Source organism: Nocardiopsis listeri, from assembly GCF_020741345.1.
Lineage (GTDB): Bacteria > Actinomycetota > Actinomycetes > Streptosporangiales > Streptosporangiaceae > Nocardiopsis > Nocardiopsis listeri_A.
This window is the reverse complement of sequence record NZ_DYZD01000127.1, coordinates 1-17618: the sequence shown is the minus strand read 5'-3', so window position 1 is coordinate 17618 and position 17618 is coordinate 1. Positions and strand designations below refer to the sequence as shown.

Below are 17618 nucleotides of genomic sequence, written 5' to 3'. Positions count from 1 at the left end.
CCCCTTCCACGTTGTGGGGTTCCCTTCAGGGGCGGGTGTCCTTGACGACCTCGCCACCCTGGACGACCAGCACGACGTTCTCACGGTTGCCCAGCAGGGCGATGTCCGCCAGGGGGTCGCCATCGCACACCACCAGGTCGGCGAGTTTGCCGGTCTCGACCGTACCGACCCGGTCCACGGTGCCCACCAGCTCCGCGGCGTCCCGCGTGCCGGCGACGATCGCGCCCATCGGGGTCAGGCCCACCGACACCATCTGAGCCGGTTCACGCAGGTTGCGTCCGTGCTCGGAGATGCCCGCGTCGGTTCCCATCGCCACGCGCACCCCGCGGCTCACCGCGTGGGAGATCCGTTCGTAGGTCTCGTCGGCCAGTGCGCGCTTGGTGTCGATCGCCTTCTGGGACATGAGGTGGATCCGGTCCTCGAAGTCGAACGTGGTGAGGGTCGGCACCAGGAACGTGCCGTGTTCCAGCATCAGGTCGATGCCCTCGTCGTCGATGAGGTAGCCGTGCTCGATACTGGCCGCCCCGCCACGCACCGCGTTGCGGATCCCCGCCGCCCCTTGGGCGTGCGCGGCCACCGGCCGCCCGCCGTGCGCCGCGCCCTCGGCGACGATCACGGCGATCTCCTCCTCGGTGACGCCTTCGTCGGTGGGCCCGTCGGAAGGGCTGGTGAGCCCGCCGGTGGCGCACACCTTGATGACATCGGCCCCGTCGCGGATGAGGCGGCGGGTGGACACCCGCACCTCATGCGGCGAATCGGCGATCTCGGAAGCGCTGTGCTCACGGTCGTGCGGATCCGGCCCCGAGGGCAGGGTGAAGTCGGCGTGGCCACCGGTGTGGCTCATCAGGCGCAGCGCCATGCTCAGGCGCGGGCCACGGATCAGCCCCCGTTCCTGGGCGATACGGAACCCGGCGTCCGCGCCGCCCAGATCACGGGCACCGGTGACGCCCGCCTCCAGGGTGAGGCGCATCCGTTCGGCGGACTCGAAGGCGTGCAGGCTGCGGGAGACCTCGGAGTTGTTGGTCGCCAGGGCGCGGCCGTCGGCGAAACCGAAGTGCACGTGGGCGTCGATGAAACCGGGCAGGAGGGTACGCCCGCCCAGGCTCTCCACGGTGTCCTCGGGACGGGCCCCGGGTGCGGCCGCGGACGGCCCCGCGTAGACGATCACGCCGTCCTCGACCACCACGGCGGCGGACGGCACCGGCTCCGCGCCGGTCCCGTCGATGAGGGTGAGGTCTCGGTACAGGGTCCTGGCGGGGGTCATGGGAGGTCTCCTTCGGTCCCGGTTCGGTGGACGGTTCAGGCGCCCGCGGCGCTCGGCGGGAGCACGTCGAGTTCCACCAGGAAGTCGCGTCCCAGCGACTCGCGCAGCCCGGTGTCGGTGTCCTCGTCCATGTCCAGGCGCAACGCGAACGTGTGCAGGTCGTCGCCGTTCTCGACCCAGCCGACCCACCAGCCCGGCACCGGGTCGGCCTCCGCACCGAGACCGGTCCGCCCGTACAGGGCGTAGCCGTCGCCGCGTTCGACCTCCAGCAGCTCCCGCAGGGCCTCCTGGTGCTCCACCTCCACCGGCAGGTCGGCGCGGGCCAGCGCCGCCAGGAACGTGGTCTGCTCCACCGCGGTGATCTCCAGCGGACCATCCACCCAGAACCGGTCCAGTTCGCCGTCCTCGCCCACCTTGCGGTTGCCGTAGTCGAACCGGTCCACCCAGGTGGACATCCGGTCGTAGCCGATGCGTTCGGCGACCTCCTGGTGCACCGACACGTCCGAGGTCGGCAGGGAGTCGCGCAGACTCAGCTCGTCCTCGTCCCCGCCGGAGACCACCTCGTCGATGTCGGACACCACACCCGTCTCCAGCGCGATGAGCGTGTTCGGGAGCTTGAACGTGGACGCCGGGACCGCCCGTTCACGGGCCTGGTCCGCGCCCACCACCACCACGGATCCCTCCCGCACGTCGTGGAGCACGAAAGTGCCCTCCACCCCCGCCTCCTCGAACGTCGAGGCGAGCTCGGGGCGCTCCACGGCCTCCAGGTCACCGAACGCGACAGGGGTGCCGCTCTGTCCGGGTCGGTCGGGCCGGTCCGCCTCGGGTTCCACCTCGCCACCCGAGCACGCGGCACCCGCGAGCAGGGCGAGAACCGAACCGGTGGCGGCCAGGGCGAAGCGCGCTGTCCTGGGTGAACGGGCGGGGACGGTGTCGGTACGCACTCGGCTCCTCCAGCGGTGTTCGAGGGAACGTCCGCTCCCAAGCTAGGTCATGATCCCGCTTCGGTCCCCACCTTCCGAAAGGTCGGCCCACAACCCGTCGGCCACTCTTGGGCGCCCTGTGTCGCCGCTGCTAGGCTGATCCTGTTGCTGACCCCGTACGGGAGAGCGTCCACGTAACCAACGCGGGCCGCCGAAGGAGCAATCCCTCCCCACAGACAACCTCTCAGGCACACGGACCGTACGGGCGAGACCACTCTGGAAAGCAGGGACGACGTTCCCTCGCCGAAGGTGCAAGCCACACCACGTGCGTGGCGAAGCTCTCAGGCACCCATGACAGAGGGGGAGGATGGCAACGCCTCAACGCAACAATCGACGCCCATCCTCTCGGGAGTGCCCATGTCAGAGCCCACCTCCACGCCGCGTCTGACGGCGTTGCACAAGACCCACGAAGAGGCCGGGGCCACCCTCGTCGACTTCGCCGGTTGGCTCATGCCGCTGCGTTACGGCAGCGAGACCGCCGAACACACCGCGGTCCGCGAGGCCGCCGGGCTCTTCGACCTCTCCCACATGGGCGAGATCCGTCTGACCGGCCCGCAGGCCGACCAGGCCCTCGACAACGCCCTGGCCGGTCACCTGTCCAAGCTGAAGGTCGGCCGCGCCCGCTACACCATGCTCACCACCGAGGACGGCGGCGTCCTCGACGACCTCATCGTGTACCGCCTCGGCGAGGAGGAATTCCTCGTCGTGGCCAACGCGGTCAACGTCCCGGTGGTCGCCTCCGCGTTGGCCGAGCGCGCCGTCGGCTTCGACGTCGAGGTCGTCGACGAGTCCGCGGACTACTCCCTCATCGCTTTGCAGGGCCCCAAGGCCGTCGAGATCCTCGCCCCTCTCACCGACGCGAACCTGGACGAGATCCGCTACTTCGCCGGCTACTCGCACGAGGTCGCCGGGGTCCCGGTGCTGCTGGCCCGCACCGGCTACACCGGTGAGGACGGCTTCGAGATCTTCATCAAGCCCTCCGACAAGGCACCCGAGATCTGGGCCGCCCTCATGGCCTCCGGTGCCGAGCACGGGTTGGTCCCCGCCGGGCTTTCGGCCCGCGACACCCTGCGCCTGGAGGCCGGGATGCCGCTCTACGGCCAGGAACTCACCGCCGAGCTCACCCCCTTCGACGCAGGCCTGGGCCGCGTGGTCAAGTTCGAGAAGGGCGACTTCGTGGGCCGCGCCGCCCTTGAGGAGGCCTCGCGCACCGCGCGCGCCCGGCGCCTGGTCGGGTTCGTCGCCCGCGGCCGCCGCCCGCTGCGTAAGGGCCAGGACGTCCTGCGCGACGGCACCGTCGTCGGAACCATCACCAGTGGCGCCCCCTCCCCCACCCTGGGCCGCCCCATCGCCATGGCCTACGTGGACGGCGACCTCGACACCACGACCGGCACGTTCACCGTCGACGTGCGTGGCCGTGGTGAGGAGGTCGACGTGGTCGAACTTCCGTTCTACCAGCGGAAGTCGTAGGTGCGGGGTCCCCTTCGGACCCCCGCAGGACCTGCACGCGCCACCACCCGGATCCCCACGAAGGACCGGAGCGGTCGGGGCGTGACCAGGCGTAGGTCGGGTCGAGCCGGCGCGTCCGACGGGCGCACGGCACACAAAGGACGAGCATCTCCAAGGAGAGTTGAAGTGAGCGTTCCCACGGAGCTGGGTTACACCGCCAAACACGAGTGGGTCGTGATCAAGGACGGGGTCGCCACTGTCGGCATCACCGCGTTCGCGGCCGAGTCGCTGGGCGACATCGTCTTCGTCGAGGCCCCCACCGTCGGGGAAGAGGTCAACACGGACGACCCGGCCGGCGAGGTCGAGTCCACCAAGTCCGTCAGCGAGATCTTCTCGCCGGTCAACGGTGAGGTCGTCGAGATCAACGAGGCCCTCGAGGACGCACCCGAGACGATCAACTCCGACCCTTACGGGAGCGGTTGGCTGTTCAAGGCCCGGGTGTCCGAGGAGCCCACCGACCTGCTCTCCGCTGCGGAGTACACCAAGCTGATCGAAGGCGAGAACTGAAGATGACCAGCGACAACCTGCTCAACCAGACCCTGAGCGAGCTGGACCCCGAGGTCGCCGCGGCGGTCGACGCCGAACTGGGCCGACAGCGCGACACCCTCGAGATGATCGCCTCGGAGAACTTCGCCCCCCAGGCGGTTCTGGAGGCCCAGGGCACGGTCCTGACCAACAAGTACGCCGAGGGTTACCCGGGCCGCCGCTACTACGGCGGCTGTGAGCACGTCGACGTGATCGAGCAGCTCGCGATCGACAGGGCCAAGGAGCTCTTCGGCGCCGAGCACGTCAACGTGCAGCCGCACTCGGGCGCCCAGGCCAACACCGCGGTGTACTTCGCCCTGCTCAAGCCGGGCGACACCATCCTCGGCCTGGACCTGGCCCACGGTGGCCACCTCACCCACGGCATGCGCATCAACTACTCCGGCAAGATCCTCAACGCCGTGGCCTACCACGTGCGCGACGAGGACGGCACCGTCGACTACGACGAGATCGCCGCCCTCGCCAAGGAGCACCGCCCGAAGATGATCGTCGCGGGCTGGTCCGCCTACCCGCGTCACCTCGACTTCGAGCGGTTCCGGAAGATCGCCGACGAGGTCGACGCCCTGCTCATGGTCGACATGGCGCACTTCGCCGGTCTGGTCGCGGCCGGACTGCACCCCAACCCGGTGCCGTTCGCCGACGTGGTCACCACCACCACGCACAAGACCCTGGGCGGTCCGCGCGGCGGCATGATCATGACCAAGGCCGACCTGGCCAAGAAGATCAACTCCGCGGTGTTCCCCGGTATGCAGGGCGGGCCGCTGGAGCACGTGATCGCGGCCAAGGCGGTCTCGTTCAAGGTCGCCGCGAGCGAGGAGTTCGCCGAGCGCCAGCGTCGCACCGTCGCCGGTGCCCGCATCCTCGCCGAGCGCCTGACCCGCCCGGACGCGACCGAGGCGGGCATCAAGGTCCTCACCGGTGGCACCGACGTCCACCTCGTCCTGGTGGACCTGGTGGACTCGCCGATCAACGGCCAGGAGGCCGAGGACCTGCTGCACGAGGTCGGCATCACGGTCAACCGCAACGCGGTGCCCAACGACCCGCGCCCGCCGATGGTCACCTCGGGTCTTCGGGTCGGTACCCCGGCCCTGGCCACCCGAGGCTTCGACGAGGACGACTTCCGTGAGGTCGCCGACGTCATCGCCGAGACCCTCAAGCCGGAGCGGGACATCGCCGCCCTGCGCGCGCGGGTCGACGCCCTGGCCGCCAAGCGACCGCTCTACCCGAACCTGTAGCGGCGTTCCCGCCGTGCGGGCCCGGCCGGGCCCGCACGGCGTCATCCCCCACGGCCCGAACCCTGTGCTCAACGAGGAGGACAGCCATGGCCATCAGCACTTTCGACCTGTTCAAGATCGGTATCGGACCGTCCAGCTCGCACACCGTCGGCCCGATGAAGGCGGCGACGACCTTCGTGTCGAGGTTGGCCGACGACGGTCCACTCGACCGGATCGCTCACGTACGGGCCGAGCTGTACGGCTCTTTGGCGCTCACCGGCAAGGGGCACGGCAGCGACACCGCGGTGATCCTGGGGCTGATGGGGCACACCCCCGAGCGGGTGGACGTGGACGCGGTTCCACTGCTCGTCGAAGAGGTCCGCACCTCTGGGACCCTGCGTCTGGGCGGCCCGGACGGCCCGAAGGTCTCCTTCGACCCGGCCGTGGACGTGGACTTTCGCCGTAAGGAGAGTCTGCCCGACCACCCGAACGGGATGCGGTTCGTGGCCCTGGACGCCCTGGGGGTGGAGCTGGCCGCCAAGGTGTACTACTCCGTGGGCGGCGGGTTCGTCGTGGACGAGCGGGCCGCGGGAGCGGACCGGATCAAGGCCGACGACACCGACCTTCCCTACCCCTTCTCCTCCGCAGAAGAGCTGCTGGAGCTGTGCGAGCAGACCGGCATGTCGATCAGCGCCCTGGTCTTCGCCAACGAGCAGGCGTTCGGACGCACCCCCGAGCAGATCCGCTCCGAACTCCTGGAGATCTGGGCCGTGATGCGTCGGTGCGTGCGGCGCGGCGTGATGACCGAGGGAAGCCTGCCCGGCGGTCTGAAGGTGCCCCGTCGGGCGCACCGTCTCTACCGCCAGCTGGGCGGCAACTGCGACGAGCACGGACTGCTCGCCCCCACCCACGTCGACCCGGACCCCATGCGCGGCAGCGACTGGATCAGCCTGTACGCGCTCGCGGTCAACGAGGAGAACGCCGCGGGCGGCCGGGTGGTGACGGCCCCGACCAACGGCGCGGCGGGCATCGTCCCTGCGGTCCTGCACTACTACCTGCACTTCAGCCCGGGAGCGGGTGAGGAGGGCGTGGTCCGGTTCATGCTGACGGCGGCGGCCATCGGCATACTGTTCAAGCAGAACGCGTCGATCTCCGGCGCTGAGGTGGGCTGCCAGGGCGAGGTGGGTTCGGCCTCCTCGATGGCGGCCGCCGGTCTCGCCGAGGTGCTGGGCGGTTCCCCGGCCCAGGTGGAGAACGCCGCGGAGATCGCCATGGAGCACAACCTGGGCCTGACCTGCGACCCGATCGGCGGCCTGGTCCAGATCCCCTGCATCGAACGCAACGCCCTGGCCTCGGTCAAGGCCATCAGCGCCACCCGAATGGCCCTGCGCGGTGACGGCAGCCACTTCGTGAGCCTGGACAAGGTCATCAAGACCATGCGCGACACCGGCCGCGACATGCACGACAAGTACAAGGAGACCAGCCGCGGCGGCCTCGCCGTCAACGTCATCGAATGCTGACCGGCGGTATCCGTCGGGCTCGGCGGGAATGGATCGGGGCCGATGGGGGTTGTGCGAAGGGCACGGCCGAGGGCCTGGCTTGAGCGCTTCCACCCGTTCGCCGGTCCACGGCCGTCACCCCGGGTCTGGTGGCTTGAGCACTGCTCGCCACCAGACTCGCCCCATTTCCCGACGTTCAGGCCAGAATGCGACGGGGGTTCTTGGCCGGAGCGGTCATCGACATCCTTATGACCGCCGGGACACTCTCCAACTCCAGCGCGGATCTCAGGTTGGCGAGCGCCTCCTCGCGCACCCGACTCCACACCCGCGCCACGTCCGCGTCCTCGTCCAGGGTGAGCGCCAACCGCAGGTGGGGCTCGTCGCCGGACTCGGTCAGACGTGCCTTGGCCCGGCGCACGCCCGGATACTCGGAGATCTCCTGTTCGAGGGCGCCACGGGCCGCGCTCTCCGACATCTCCACGTTGCCCTCGTCGCCTCGGTCCAGATACAGGCGACCCACCGTGTCGTTCATCCCCTGCACCAACAGCCAACGAAGGGCCAGGAACCCGGCGACGAAGGCCACCGCCACGGCCACGTAGGGGACCCACGGTCCGGCCAGGATCCCTCTGGCGGTGTCGCTCAGCAGGGGCGTCCCCGCGAGCCCCGAACCGAAGAGCCCCTGCCCGGCCGCGAAGGCCGCCACGCCCGCCGCGAGCAGCAACGTCCCGACGATCACCAGTCCCAGGCGGTTGCCCCGGGCCGACCTGCGGTATCTGTCGCGCGCCATCGCTAACCTTCCGCGTATCGAACGTTCGTGACGATCCGCATGCTGCGCAGCGGAGCCAGCTCTTGCAGTCGTCGCTCCACCGACCGGGTCACCTCGGTGGGCAGGTCGCCCGCCTCGCGCATCCCGGTACGAACGTGGACCCGAAGCCTGTTGCCGCGCACCGTGACGTGCGCGTTGTCGACGCCGCTGACCTCCTGGGCGGCGGCGGCCACCGCGCGACGCAGCGCCGGGCGGGTCAGCCCCACCACGAGCGCGGGGTCGTCGGTGCGCAGCGCGGTCCACCGGCTGCGTCCCGGGGCCAGTGCCACCACGATCAGTGCCAACCCGATCAGCGCCAGCACCGCCGAGGCGATCTGCACCGAGGGTTCGGACCAGGTGGTGGCGGCCGCGTAGTCGGTGGCCGTGCCCACGGGGAAGAGCCGCAGTGGGTTTCCCGCGAGCGCGGCGATGACCTCGGCGGCGGCGACAACCGCCACCGCCAGGACCAAGAGCCCGGTGATCACCGCGGGCCACGAACGACGTGGCCGGAACGTGTGGACTGCGACCCGCCTGGCTCGACGGTCCACGCTCTGGGCCGGACGGCCGAGCGCCTCTTCCACGGTGGTCATCGCACCAACTCCGCGATCTCTATGTCGATGTGGTGGACCTGTTTTCCGGTGATCCGCTCGACCTGCTTCTTGACGTGCTCGCGCACGGCGCCGGCCACCCGGGTGACCGACCGTGGATAGTCCACGTCGATGCGCAGGCGCAGCAGGACCACCTCTCCGCTGACACTCGCCCGGGCCGACCGGGAACGGGCGGCCCGGGCTCCGGAGATGTCCCCGGTGGCCTTGCTCGCGGCCCTCTCTATGACGGACCCCGGGATGTCGACGCGGCCCCCGGGGTCGCGCGTGCGAGCGTGCCTACCGCTCGACTCGCTCCGTGGGCTCGGCACCCGGTGTTGCGGAACCGTGTCGCTTCGCGCCCCGACCACGTTCACTCCCCCGTCTAGGCCGAACGCCGCGTGAACATCTCGGCCAGGTCGAGTTCACCCTCCATCGCCCGGCCGGCGACGAATCCGACCAGGCCAAGGACCAGAACCAGTGCGAAGGCGGGGAACCCGCCGAACGCCGCCGCCAGCCCCAGTACGGTCCCGTAGGACAGTCCAACGATGGGCCACATGGCTTCTCCTCTCATCAAACGCCCTGCCTTTCGATCGGTGTTCAGCCGGTCGCGCGTACTCCGTCGTCCAGCCCGGCGACCACGTCCTCCACGGACACGTGGACGGCGCGGCCGCCGGCCAGCGGAGTCAGGCCCCGACGGATCTCGGTGGCGATCTCCGGCAGCGGACGCCCGTACCTGACCACCACTCCGACCTCGATGTGATCCTCACGCACCGCGACGCCGTTGATCCGTCCACCCCGCGTGGCGGTGCTCAGGGTCCCGAAGGACCCGGAGGACGGTTCGACCACGTCGGGGAAGCGGACCAGCTCTTCGACGATCTCCAGCGCGATCCGGTCGGGTGTCTCGCCGCCGGCCATGGCTACTGGACCCTGGGTTCGGAGTCGCCGTTGTCGGAGGAGTCGTCCTCCGGCAGGTGGATGTCGTCCACCTTGATGTTGATCTCGGTCACCTCGAGCCCGGTCATCCGTTCGACCGCGTTGGTGACGTTGCGGCGGACCGCCGCGGCCAGGTCCTGGATCGCGGCGCCGTACTCGACGACGAGGTCGATGTCCACGGCGGCCTGGCGTTCACCGACCTCGACCGAGACGCCCTGCGCGACCGTTCCGGAGGCGCCTCCCCCGCTCACGGCGTCGCGAACGGCCCCGACCATGCGTGCGGTGCCACCGCCCATCGCGTGGACTCCGCCGATCTCTCGCGCGGCCATGCCGGCGATCTTGGCGACCACGCCGTCGGCGATCTGGGTGTGGCCTTGTCCGCCACCCGTGCCGTCACGCTTACCGCCGGACTCGCGGGCGCTCGGCACCGTGGACTGGGTCTTCATGTCCGACACTGGTCCCCCTACGCAGTGTGCAAACCGTTCTGGACGTTCGTTCGCGACCCACTAGTCGCGTTTGAAGACGTCCTTGATCTTGTCGCCCACGGACCCGATGGCGTCCTCCGCCTTGTCCTTGAGCTTGTCGGTGGTGTCCTTGGCGTTGGCCTTGGCCTGGTCGACCTTGCCCTCGGCCTCGGTGCCGCGGTCGCCGGCGGCCTTCCCGAAGGCCTCCTTGCCCTTGCCGACCGCGTCGTCGAAGTGCTTGCCCATTTTTCGCCCCCTGGTTTGAGCCCGTACGGCTCAGGGTGTGTGGACCGAAAAGCCGCGGCCCCGCCGATGTGCGGGGGTCGCGGTGATTCGACCTCATCACACCATATAGACACTCTTCGTATCCACCAAGACACTTAAAGCAATGCTTTGCAGGTCGGAAGGGTCATGTTCTCACCATCCCTGCCCCAAACCCAGCCCAGGGAACCCTGTTCCGAGCAAGAAGAACGCCAGGGGTACCGGCGGGTACCCCTGGCGTCCGAAAATCGATTCTCCGGTCAGTCGAAGATGACCGTCTTGTCCCCGTTGAGAAGAACCCGCCGCTGGGCGTGCCAGTTCACGGCCCGCGACAACGCCACCGACTCCAGGTCGCTGCCGATCGCGGTGAGCTGCTCCGGGCTGTGGGTGTGGTCGACCCGGGAGACCTCCTGCTCGATGATCGGCCCCTCGTCCAGGTCGGCGGTGACGTAGTGGGCGGTGGCTCCGATCAGCTTCACACCGCGCGAGTGCGCCTGGTGGTAGGGGCGGGCACCCTTGAAGCTCGGGAGGAAGGAGTGGTGGATGTTGATGATGCGACCGGACATCTTCGCGCACAACTGCTCGGAGAGCACCTGCATGTAACGGGCCAGCACCACCAGGTCGACGTCGTAGGAGTCGACCAACTCCAGGATCCTGCGCTCCTGCTCGCCCTTGGTCTCCGGTGTCACCGGCAGGTGGTGGAAGTCCACCCCGTAGGACTCGGCGAGGAACTCCAGGTCCGGGTGGTTGGAGACCACCGCGGCGATGTCGATGTCGAGCAGACCGCTGCGCTGCCGGTAGAGCAGATCGTTGAGGCAGTGTCCGAACTTGGACACCATCACGATCATGCGCGGGCGCACGTCCCGGGCCTGCAGGCTCCACTCGACGAACGACCCGTCCGCGCTCTGCCCGAAGTCCCCGGACAGGGCCGCGAAGGCACCGCGCAGAACGTCCTCGCCGGTGACGCCCGAACCACCGTCCTCGGCCATGAACTGCATCCTCAGGAAGAACCGCCCGGTGTAGTGGTCACCGTACTGCTGGCTCTCCGTGATGTTGCATCCGTGGTCGGACAGAAGGTTGGCCACCCCCGCCACGATGCCCCGACCGTCGGGACAGGACAGGGTCAGAACGTACTCACGCTCGCTCATCGAAGGAAACACTCCCGAAGATCGTCGGCCGAACAGCCTGACGACCCAGGATATCGAGGGCCTTCGCCCCTTGGGGTCGTTCGGGGCGTATCCCATGTCACCTGCGGGTACGCCCGAACGCTCAGATCGGCTCCTTCGGACAATATGAAAGAGATTCATGTTCTGGCATGCTCGGTTCCATGACAAGCCCGCGTGAGAAGTACGAGGCCGCCACCCGCGAACTCCAGGCCCCCTTCGCCATGGTCGACCTGGCCGCCTTCCGCGCCAACGCCGCCGATCTGACACGGCGCGCGCACGGCCGCCCCATCCGTGTCGCCAGCAAGTCCGTGCGCAGCCGCGAACTCCTGCGCAGGACCCTGGAACTGCCCGGATACGCCGGGATCATGGCCTTCACCCTTCCCGAGGCCCTCTGGCTCGCCCGGGCCGATCCCCACCTGAGCGATGACATCCTCGTCGCCTACCCCACCGCGGACCGTCCGGCCCTGGCCGAGCTCGTCCGGGACCCCGCCGCCGCCCGCGCCGTCACCCTGATGGTCGACGACACCGCGCACCTGGACCTCATCGTCGCCGCCGTCCGGGCCGCCGACCGCGGCGCCGACGCTCCCCCGATCCGCGTGTGCCTGGACATCGACACCAGCTGGCAACCACTGGGATCGAACCTGCGGATCGGTTCCTACCGCTCCCCCGTCCGCACGCCCAAGCAGGCCGGGGAGCTGGCCCGCGCCGTGGTCGCGCGACCCGAACTGGAACTCGACGGCGTCATGGCCTACGAGGGACAGATCGCCGGGGTGGGCGACGCCCCTCCCGGCAAGCCTCTCTACGGGAAACTCCTGCGCGTGGTGCAGCGGCGCTCCGCCATCGAACTGGCCGAACGCAGGGCCGCCATCACCCGCGCGGTCCGCGCCGTCGCCCCGTTGCGCTTCGTCAACGGCGGTGGCACCGGCAGTCTGCACACCACCGGACGCGAGAAGGCCGTGACCGAGCTGGCCGCGGGATCCGGGCTGTACCAACCGCACCTGTTCGACCAGTACCGGTCCTTCCGGGGCAGACCCGCCGCGCTGTTCGCGCTGCCGGTCGTGCGGCGCCCCGCACCCGGCGTGGTCACCGTCCTGGGCGGTGGCTATCCCGCCTCGGGACCGGCCGACGCGCACCGTCCGCCCGTGCCGTACCTGCCCGAGGGGCTCTCCTACAGCGCCAACGAGGGCGCCGGTGAGGTGCAGACCCCGTTGGTCGGCGAGGCCGCCCGCGGTCTGTCCATCGGCGACAGGGTCTGGATGCGCCACGCCAAGGCCGGCGAACTGTGCGAGCGCTTCGACACCCTGCACCTGATCGACTCCGACAGCGGCACCTACGAGGGTTCGGTCCCCACCTACCGCGGAGAGGGCCGCACCTTCCTGTGAGACAGCCGCCCGCCGGACACGGGACGGGGCCCGCGCGTAGATCGCGCGGGCCCCGTCCCCTCGTTCCCGGGGGCTGGGAACCTACTTCCGTTTGCGGCGGACCGCCCAGGCCACCACGCCCACGGCGATGACCGTGCCCACACCGGCCGCCAGGATCAGCGCCTCGGGTGGCAGCTGACCGCGCGACTGGTAGGTGGTCACCACCTTGTCGTCGCCCTTGACCACGATGCTGCCCTCTTCGGGGTGCACCAGGTGGCTCTCCACCCGGACCGCTCCGCCACCGACCACCAGCGCACGGGCCTCGTCGAGGATCCGCGTACCGCGTTCCTTGGCCTTGGCGACCTGGCGTCGGGCGATGTTGGCCGGACGAGCCTGCACACCGAGCTCGTCCAAGGTCTCGGCCAACCGGCGCTGCTCGCGGTCGATCTCGGCCTGGATCTCGGCGGCGGTCTGGCGCGGTTCGGTGTCGCCTGCCGTCATTGAGTGCCTCTCTCCACTAGCGCACGATTGTCTGAGAACCCGAGTCCGAGCCGGTGTCCCGGCCTTGCTCCTCCGCGCCGTCGGACGGACCGGAGAATCTCAGCGCGCCATCGATTCCGTCGACCACACGGAAGAAGTCCCGCGTGGACAACCACAGTTTATAGATGATGGCGATCTCGAAGGCGAGCAGCAAAACGCCTACAAAGGCCGTGATCCAGCCGATCACGGGCGGACCGAACAGAACAGTGGCCACCGGAGCGACCACGAAGACCGCCACCTGGAACTCGATTCCGCCCACCAGGTGGGTACGGATGCGGCGGGCGTTCAACGCCGCCCAGAACCGCTGGTACCAGGGGAAACGCGTCCGGAACTCCTGGTGCAGGTCGACCTTGGGAAGGGTCAGGTCCGGCTGCTTGCCGGCCGTGCGCTGATTGCGCGCCTCCCTCTCGTTCTGGCTGCGCAGAATCTGTTCCAACACGCCGATGCCGTGCCGCAGAACCGCCTGCTCGCCACCGTCGCTCATCGTGCGGCCACCGCGGCCGGTCGCCTCACCCGTGTCGTCACCCTCGGGTTCCAGCATCGACAGGGCCGCCCGGGCCCGCTCCAACGCCGCCGCCAGGTGCGAGCGCATCTCCCGCCGCACCTTGTACACCTGCAGGGCGTTCAGGTAGCGCAGCATGTCCAGGAAGACCACGGCCAACGCCAACCAGACGAACGCCACGTGCCCGGTCTCCCGGTACTGGCCGCCCATCAGCGCGACCACGCACACGAGCACCCGGAACCGGTCGGACACGTAGTCCATCCAGGCGCCGAAGATCGTCTCGGTGTCGGTGAGTCGGGCCAGTTTGCCGTCGACGCAGTCCATGAGGAAGCAGACGTAGTACAGCGCGGCGCCCAGGAGGAGCAGCGGCCAGTACCCGAACGCGAAGCACACGGCGGCGCCCAGCCCGAGGAAGAGCGCGACCACCGTCAACTGGTTCGGGGTGATGGAGGTGCGGTTGGCGAACAGGCGGACCAGCCGGACCGCGATCGGGTCCACCAGATACACGGTCCACCAGGAATCGCGCTCCTTGAGGGTGCGGGCCCTGACCTCGTCGAGTGTGAAACCGGACATCGGCGCGAACTACTCCCAAAGAGAAACGGATGTGCTCCGGCCCGGCTGCGAGACCGGACATGCCGTCGGGTCACCGGCGACCCGCGCACGCTACGGCATGAGGTCCAGAACAGGCCAACCGAGAGCGTTCGGTCAACAATAGGTGATCAGACCGTCGGGCACCCCCAATGCGGATGAACCGAACCGGAATCGCAACCGAAGCACGCACACCACCCGCGACCACCACCACGGATGCGTCCCCCACCCGCACCCCGTGCCCGCCTCGACATCTCGTACTGTGAGGCGTGCAGAACACGGGCCGGGCACGCTCGGCCCACCAGCAGCGGAAGGAAGACACCACGTGAGCGAGACCATCCGTCTGGAGCCCGGAGACCAGGCCCCCGACTTCACCCTCAGCGACGCCGACGGCAACCCCGTCACCCTGAGCAAGGTCCTGGCCGACACCGGCAAGAGCGTCGTGTTGTACTTCTACCCGGCCGCGATGACCCCCGGGTGCACCACCGAGGCCTGCGACTTCCGGGACAACATCACCGAGTTCGCCGACGCCGGCTTCACCGTGCTGGGGGTCTCCCCCGACAAGGCCGAGAAGCTCGCGCAGTTCCGGGAGAAGGAGAGCTTGACCTTCACCCTGCTCGGTGACCCCGAGAAGGAGACCCTGACCGCCTACGGGGCCTTCGGCGAGAAGAAGAACTACGGTCGCATCGTTCAGGGCGTCATCCGGTCCACCTTCATCGTCGGTACCGACGGCAAGGTGCAAAAGGCCTTCTACAACGTGAAGGCCACCGGCCACGTCGACCGGATCAAGCGCGAACTGGGCCTCTGATCCGAAATCGGTCGTCCGGTCACCATGAGACCGGACGACCGGTGACCCCGGCTTCCCGTCCACTCCGCCGATCCCGGTAGAGTTACCCCGTTGGGGCCGTAGTCCAACCGGCAGGAGACGGCAGCTTTAGGTGCTGTACAGTGCGGGTTCGAATCCCGCCGGCCCCACTCCACTCGGAAACGACCCGGCTCACGTCGGGTCGTTCCGTCGTTTCAGGGGTCCTACAGACCCAGCAGAGCCCACATGACCAGGGCGAGCAGGGCGAGCACGCCCAGGCCCACACCGACGGCCACCGGCAGCCTGCTCTTCTCCGCGTGCTTGCCCGGGCTGGTCAGCCCCATGTTGTCGGTGGACTCGCGGATCGACATCATGATCGAGTTCATCGCCTCGGGGCTGTTGTGCAGCCGCTCGCTGATGGACTCGGCCAGCACCCTCGCACCCGCACGGAAGTGCTCACGGGCCGATTCGCGCTCCTCGGGGTCGGCCTCTGCGGCGGCGTCGCTCGTCGGCGACCCCTCCGTGCCCTTCTCGGGGTTCTCGGGCGACCACGGGGCGAGCGCGGCGATCCGCAACATCTTGGTGGCGTTCTCCGTGCTCAGCCGCTCCGCCGGGTCGACCCTGAGCAGACCGGCCAGAACCGGGGCCAGCGGCCCGGCGTTGGTCGCCTCCTTGGGCTCGTGCAGGGGCTCCTGACGCAGGATCTTGATGTAGCCCTTGCGGTCGTAGGGCGGGTAGCCCTCGACCGCGGCGTACAGCGTGGCGCCCAGCGACCACAGGTCGGACTCGGGCCCCACGGGACCGGCCTTGGCCCGCTCCGGCGGGATGTAGGCGGGCGAGCCGATGATGCGGCCCGAAGAGCTCAGCGCGGACTCGCCGTTCCAGGCGGCCAGACCGAAGTCGGTGAGCACCACTCGACCGGCGGCGCTGATCATCACGTTCTCTGGCTTGACGTCACGGTGGACGATGCCCTCGCCGTGCGCCACCTGTAGGGCGTCGATGAGTTGGAGGCCGATCTCGGCGACCCGCTGGTAGGGCAGGGGGCCGCCCACCTGGATGATCTCCTCCAGGGTGGAGGCCTCCACCAGCTCCATGACGATCCACGGACGCTCGTCCTCGTCCACAACGTCCAGGACGGTGACCAGGCTGGGGTGCGTGAGGCGACCGGCCACCCGCGCCTCGCGGGTGGTGCGCTGCAACAGGGAGTCGCGCTCGGAACGGCTCAGGTCCGCGGGCAGCCGCAGCTCCTTGACCGCGACCTCGCGCTTGATGACGAGGTCGGTGGCACGCCAAACGGTGCCCACACCGCCCCGGGCGATCTCGGAGGTCAGCTGGTAGCGACCCTTGAGAAGCCGACCGGCGGGCTCAGCCACGGCCGCGTCCGGACGCGCGGAATCGAGCGACGTCTCTGGCCGCTGCGTGTGGGGGTTTTCTAGGGAGGACACGGTTATCCACGGGTCCATTCACCGGCCATGGTGGCCTCCTGCGGAGCATTGCGGTCGCTGTCACCACGTAGGTGCACGGATCACTCGTTATACCAGTATGACGCGTGTAGCACGCCTACGGTTAACCGATGAGTGACACATAGGTTCGGTTTCGTTATGTCCGAGCAGGCACGACACATGCCGTGAGGAGGATCTCCCCTGCCGCCCCTTGACCCGGACGTGGGTTTCGTGCACGCGCCGTTGCGCGTGCACGAAACCCGGGGATCAGCTCCAGAGCGACTCGGGGGAACGCACCTCCACCGGACCGATCCCGGTCTTGGTGAGGGGCTCGTGGAGACTGTCGGCGTCGCCGACCACCACCACGACCGATTCCTCGGGGTGGAGGTGCTCGGTGGCGGCACTGTTCAGGTCCTGCGCGGTGAGCTTCTCGTAACCGGCCCGCACCCGGTCGACGTGGTCGTCGGGCAGGTCGTGCACGACGATGTCCACCAGGGCGCCGGCGACCGCGCGGGCCGTGGAGAAGGCGACCGGGAGGCCCACGGTGTTGGACTCGCGGACGGCGGTCAGCTCGTCCTCGGTGACCCCGCCCTCGCGCAGCTTCCGAACCTGCTCGAAGGAGGAGGTGACCGAGTGCGCGGTGGTGCTCGCCTCCACCTGGGTGCTCATGAAGAAGACACCGCTGTCACGGCGCAGGTCGAAGCGGCTGCCCGCGCCGTAGGTGTAGCCCAAACGCTCGCGCAGCTCCATGTTGAGGCGGGAGGTGAACATTCCGCCCAGGACCTCGCTGATGCCCTCCACGCGCGGCAGGTCCACCTGCGAACGCGAGGGGGCCCGGTGCGCGATGACCAGGGCGGACTGCACCGAACCGGGCCGGTCCACGATGAGCACCCGGGGCAGCTCGCCGGGCGGCGGCGCGGGCTCGGTGATCCGGCGCTCGGGGGTGAGGGCGGTGTCACCGAAGACGCCGCGACCCAGTTCCTCCAGGTCGACCCCGGACAGGTCACCGACGACCACGAGGGTGCCGGCGACCGAGGCGAGGGACTCGGCGTGGAAGGCGGCCACCCGCTCGGGGGTGACGTCGGCGAGCTTGACCGGACCACCCGCCAGCGGGGTGGCGTAGCGGCCGCCGAACAGCTGCCCACCGAGACT

20 protein-coding genes, 1 tRNA gene and 1 riboswitch are annotated in these 17618 nt (G+C 69.3%); of the genes, 7 read left to right on the top strand and 14 right to left on the bottom strand.

Annotated features, from left to right (window positions below):
- Nucleotides 1-25 precede the first annotated feature (25 nt).
- Together K8V84_RS07560 and K8V84_RS07555 are read right to left on the bottom strand one after the other, a co-directional pair.
- Nucleotides 26-1264 (bottom strand): amidohydrolase family protein, encoded by a 1239-nt coding sequence (locus K8V84_RS07560; RefSeq protein ID WP_304072241.1) that lies wholly within the window; start codon nucleotides 1262-1264, stop codon nucleotides 26-28.
- A 35-nt stretch (nucleotides 1265-1299) separates the two neighbouring features.
- Nucleotides 1300-2208 carry a penicillin-binding transpeptidase domain-containing protein gene (locus tag K8V84_RS07555; protein ID WP_304072238.1) on the bottom strand — a complete coding sequence of 303 codons (909 nt, stop codon included), beginning with the start codon at nucleotides 2206-2208 and terminating at the stop codon, nucleotides 1300-1302.
- A gap of 148 nt (nucleotides 2209-2356) precedes the next feature.
- A riboswitch (glycine riboswitch) is annotated at nucleotides 2357-2457 on the top strand.
- Nucleotides 2458-2604: 147 nt separating this feature from the next.
- Here K8V84_RS07555 and gcvT point away from each other — a divergent pair.
- The 4 genes from gcvT (at nucleotide 2605) to K8V84_RS07535 (ending at nucleotide 7033) form a co-directional block, all read left to right on the top strand.
- Nucleotides 2605-3717, top strand: a complete 1113-nt coding sequence (gcvT, locus tag K8V84_RS07550) for a glycine cleavage system aminomethyltransferase GcvT (protein WP_304072204.1) — start codon at nucleotides 2605-2607, stop codon at nucleotides 3715-3717.
- Nucleotides 3718-3882: 165 nt separating this feature from the next.
- Nucleotides 3883-4263 (top strand): glycine cleavage system protein GcvH, encoded by a 381-nt coding sequence (gene gcvH / locus K8V84_RS07545; protein ID WP_304072202.1) that lies wholly within the window; start codon nucleotides 3883-3885, stop codon nucleotides 4261-4263.
- 2 nt (nucleotides 4264-4265) lie between these two features.
- Nucleotides 4266-5534: a serine hydroxymethyltransferase gene (glyA, locus tag K8V84_RS07540; RefSeq protein WP_304072200.1), complete on the top strand. Its 1269-nt coding sequence runs from the start codon at nucleotides 4266-4268 to the stop codon at nucleotides 5532-5534.
- A gap of 86 nt (nucleotides 5535-5620) precedes the next feature.
- Nucleotides 5621-7033, top strand: a complete 1413-nt coding sequence (locus K8V84_RS07535) for an L-serine ammonia-lyase (RefSeq protein WP_304072199.1) — start codon at nucleotides 5621-5623, stop codon at nucleotides 7031-7033.
- Between the two features lie 175 nt (nucleotides 7034-7208).
- Here K8V84_RS07535 and amaP read toward each other — a convergent pair whose 3' ends face one another.
- From amaP to purU, 8 genes are all read right to left on the bottom strand, one after another.
- A complete protein-coding gene (gene amaP / locus K8V84_RS07530; RefSeq protein WP_304072197.1) occupies nucleotides 7209-7799 on the bottom strand; it encodes an alkaline shock response membrane anchor protein AmaP in 591 nt (196 codons plus the stop codon).
- 2 nt (nucleotides 7800-7801) lie between these two features.
- Entirely contained in the window at nucleotides 7802-8407 is a 606-nt protein-coding gene (locus K8V84_RS07525) for a DUF6286 domain-containing protein (protein WP_304072195.1), read from the bottom strand.
- Complete coding sequence (locus K8V84_RS07520; RefSeq protein WP_304072192.1) at nucleotides 8404-8778, bottom strand: hypothetical protein; 375 nt, start codon at nucleotides 8776-8778, stop codon at nucleotides 8404-8406. Before K8V84_RS07520 ends, K8V84_RS07525 begins: the two co-directional genes overlap by 4 nt.
- 8 nt (nucleotides 8779-8786) lie before the next feature.
- The gene (locus K8V84_RS07515) at nucleotides 8787-8960 is read right to left on the bottom strand and encodes a hypothetical protein (RefSeq protein ID WP_190318529.1); all 174 of its coding nucleotides are present in this window, start codon (nucleotides 8958-8960) and stop codon (nucleotides 8787-8789) included.
- Between the two features lie 41 nt (nucleotides 8961-9001).
- Nucleotides 9002-9319, bottom strand: coding sequence for a hypothetical protein (locus K8V84_RS07510; RefSeq protein WP_304072187.1), 318 nt, complete (start codon nucleotides 9317-9319; stop codon nucleotides 9002-9004).
- A gap of 2 nt (nucleotides 9320-9321) precedes the next feature.
- A complete protein-coding gene (locus K8V84_RS07505) occupies nucleotides 9322-9783 on the bottom strand; it encodes an Asp23/Gls24 family envelope stress response protein (RefSeq protein WP_304072184.1) in 462 nt (153 codons plus the stop codon).
- A gap of 60 nt (nucleotides 9784-9843) precedes the next feature.
- The gene (locus K8V84_RS07500; RefSeq protein ID WP_304072181.1) at nucleotides 9844-10047 is read right to left on the bottom strand and encodes a CsbD family protein; all 204 of its coding nucleotides are present in this window, start codon (nucleotides 10045-10047) and stop codon (nucleotides 9844-9846) included.
- A gap of 275 nt (nucleotides 10048-10322) precedes the next feature.
- On the bottom strand, nucleotides 10323-11210 hold the full coding sequence (gene purU, locus K8V84_RS07495; protein ID WP_304072179.1) for a formyltetrahydrofolate deformylase: 888 nt from the start codon (nucleotides 11208-11210) through the stop codon (nucleotides 10323-10325).
- Nucleotides 11211-11389: 179 nt separating this feature from the next.
- Between purU and K8V84_RS07490 the strand changes: the two genes are divergently transcribed.
- Nucleotides 11390-12610 carry an amino acid deaminase/aldolase gene (locus K8V84_RS07490; RefSeq protein ID WP_304072177.1) on the top strand — a complete coding sequence of 407 codons (1221 nt, stop codon included), beginning with the start codon at nucleotides 11390-11392 and terminating at the stop codon, nucleotides 12608-12610.
- An 81-nt stretch (nucleotides 12611-12691) separates the two neighbouring features.
- On the opposite strand, the gene K8V84_RS07485 is transcribed toward K8V84_RS07490, so the two are convergent.
- Both K8V84_RS07485 and K8V84_RS07480 read right to left on the bottom strand, forming a co-directional pair.
- Entirely contained in the window at nucleotides 12692-13090 is a 399-nt protein-coding gene (locus tag K8V84_RS07485; protein WP_304072174.1) for a DUF3618 domain-containing protein, read from the bottom strand.
- 16 nt (nucleotides 13091-13106) lie between these two features.
- The gene (locus K8V84_RS07480) at nucleotides 13107-14204 is read right to left on the bottom strand and encodes a CDP-alcohol phosphatidyltransferase family protein (protein WP_304072171.1); all 1098 of its coding nucleotides are present in this window, start codon (nucleotides 14202-14204) and stop codon (nucleotides 13107-13109) included.
- Nucleotides 14205-14544: 340 nt separating this feature from the next.
- Between K8V84_RS07480 and bcp the strand changes: the two genes are divergently transcribed.
- The gene (bcp, locus tag K8V84_RS07475; RefSeq protein WP_304072168.1) at nucleotides 14545-15027 is read left to right on the top strand and encodes a thioredoxin-dependent thiol peroxidase; all 483 of its coding nucleotides are present in this window, start codon (nucleotides 14545-14547) and stop codon (nucleotides 15025-15027) included.
- Between the two features lie 92 nt (nucleotides 15028-15119).
- A tRNA-Leu gene (locus K8V84_RS07470) sits at nucleotides 15120-15194 on the top strand.
- Nucleotides 15195-15248: 54 nt separating this feature from the next.
- Here the strand turns inward: K8V84_RS07470 and K8V84_RS07465 are convergent.
- Nucleotides 15249-16397, bottom strand: a complete 1149-nt coding sequence (locus K8V84_RS07465; RefSeq protein ID WP_304072166.1) for a serine/threonine-protein kinase — start codon at nucleotides 16395-16397, stop codon at nucleotides 15249-15251.
- A 336-nt stretch (nucleotides 16398-16733) separates the two neighbouring features.
- Nucleotides 16734-17618: pitrilysin family protein (locus tag K8V84_RS07460; protein ID WP_304072164.1), on the bottom strand; the 885-nt coding region annotated here is incomplete at its 5' end.

Coding starts and splice junctions, on each gene's coding strand:
- K8V84_RS07560 (WP_304072241.1), bottom strand. CDS start 1,264: ATGACCCCCGCCAGGACCCTGTACCGAGACCTCACCCTCATCGACGGG.
- gcvT (WP_304072204.1), top strand. CDS start 2,605: ATGTCAGAGCCCACCTCCACGCCGCGTCTGACGGCGTTGCACAAGACC.
- glyA (WP_304072200.1), top strand. CDS start 4,266: ATGACCAGCGACAACCTGCTCAACCAGACCCTGAGCGAGCTGGACCCC.
- K8V84_RS07535 (WP_304072199.1), top strand. CDS start 5,621: ATGGCCATCAGCACTTTCGACCTGTTCAAGATCGGTATCGGACCGTCC.
- amaP (WP_304072197.1), bottom strand. CDS start 7,799: ATGGCGCGCGACAGATACCGCAGGTCGGCCCGGGGCAACCGCCTGGGA.
- K8V84_RS07525 (WP_304072195.1), bottom strand. CDS start 8,407: ATGACCACCGTGGAAGAGGCGCTCGGCCGTCCGGCCCAGAGCGTGGAC.
- K8V84_RS07515 (WP_190318529.1), bottom strand. CDS start 8,960: ATGTGGCCCATCGTTGGACTGTCCTACGGGACCGTACTGGGGCTGGCG.
- K8V84_RS07510 (WP_304072187.1), bottom strand. CDS start 9,319: ATGGCCGGCGGCGAGACACCCGACCGGATCGCGCTGGAGATCGTCGAA.
- K8V84_RS07505 (WP_304072184.1), bottom strand. CDS start 9,783: ATGAAGACCCAGTCCACGGTGCCGAGCGCCCGCGAGTCCGGCGGTAAG.
- K8V84_RS07500 (WP_304072181.1), bottom strand. CDS start 10,047: ATGGGCAAGCACTTCGACGACGCGGTCGGCAAGGGCAAGGAGGCCTTC.
- purU (WP_304072179.1), bottom strand. CDS start 11,210: ATGAGCGAGCGTGAGTACGTTCTGACCCTGTCCTGTCCCGACGGTCGG.
- K8V84_RS07490 (WP_304072177.1), top strand. CDS start 11,390: ATGACAAGCCCGCGTGAGAAGTACGAGGCCGCCACCCGCGAACTCCAG.
- K8V84_RS07485 (WP_304072174.1), bottom strand. CDS start 13,090: ATGACGGCAGGCGACACCGAACCGCGCCAGACCGCCGCCGAGATCCAG.
- K8V84_RS07480 (WP_304072171.1), bottom strand. CDS start 14,204: ATGTCCGGTTTCACACTCGACGAGGTCAGGGCCCGCACCCTCAAGGAG.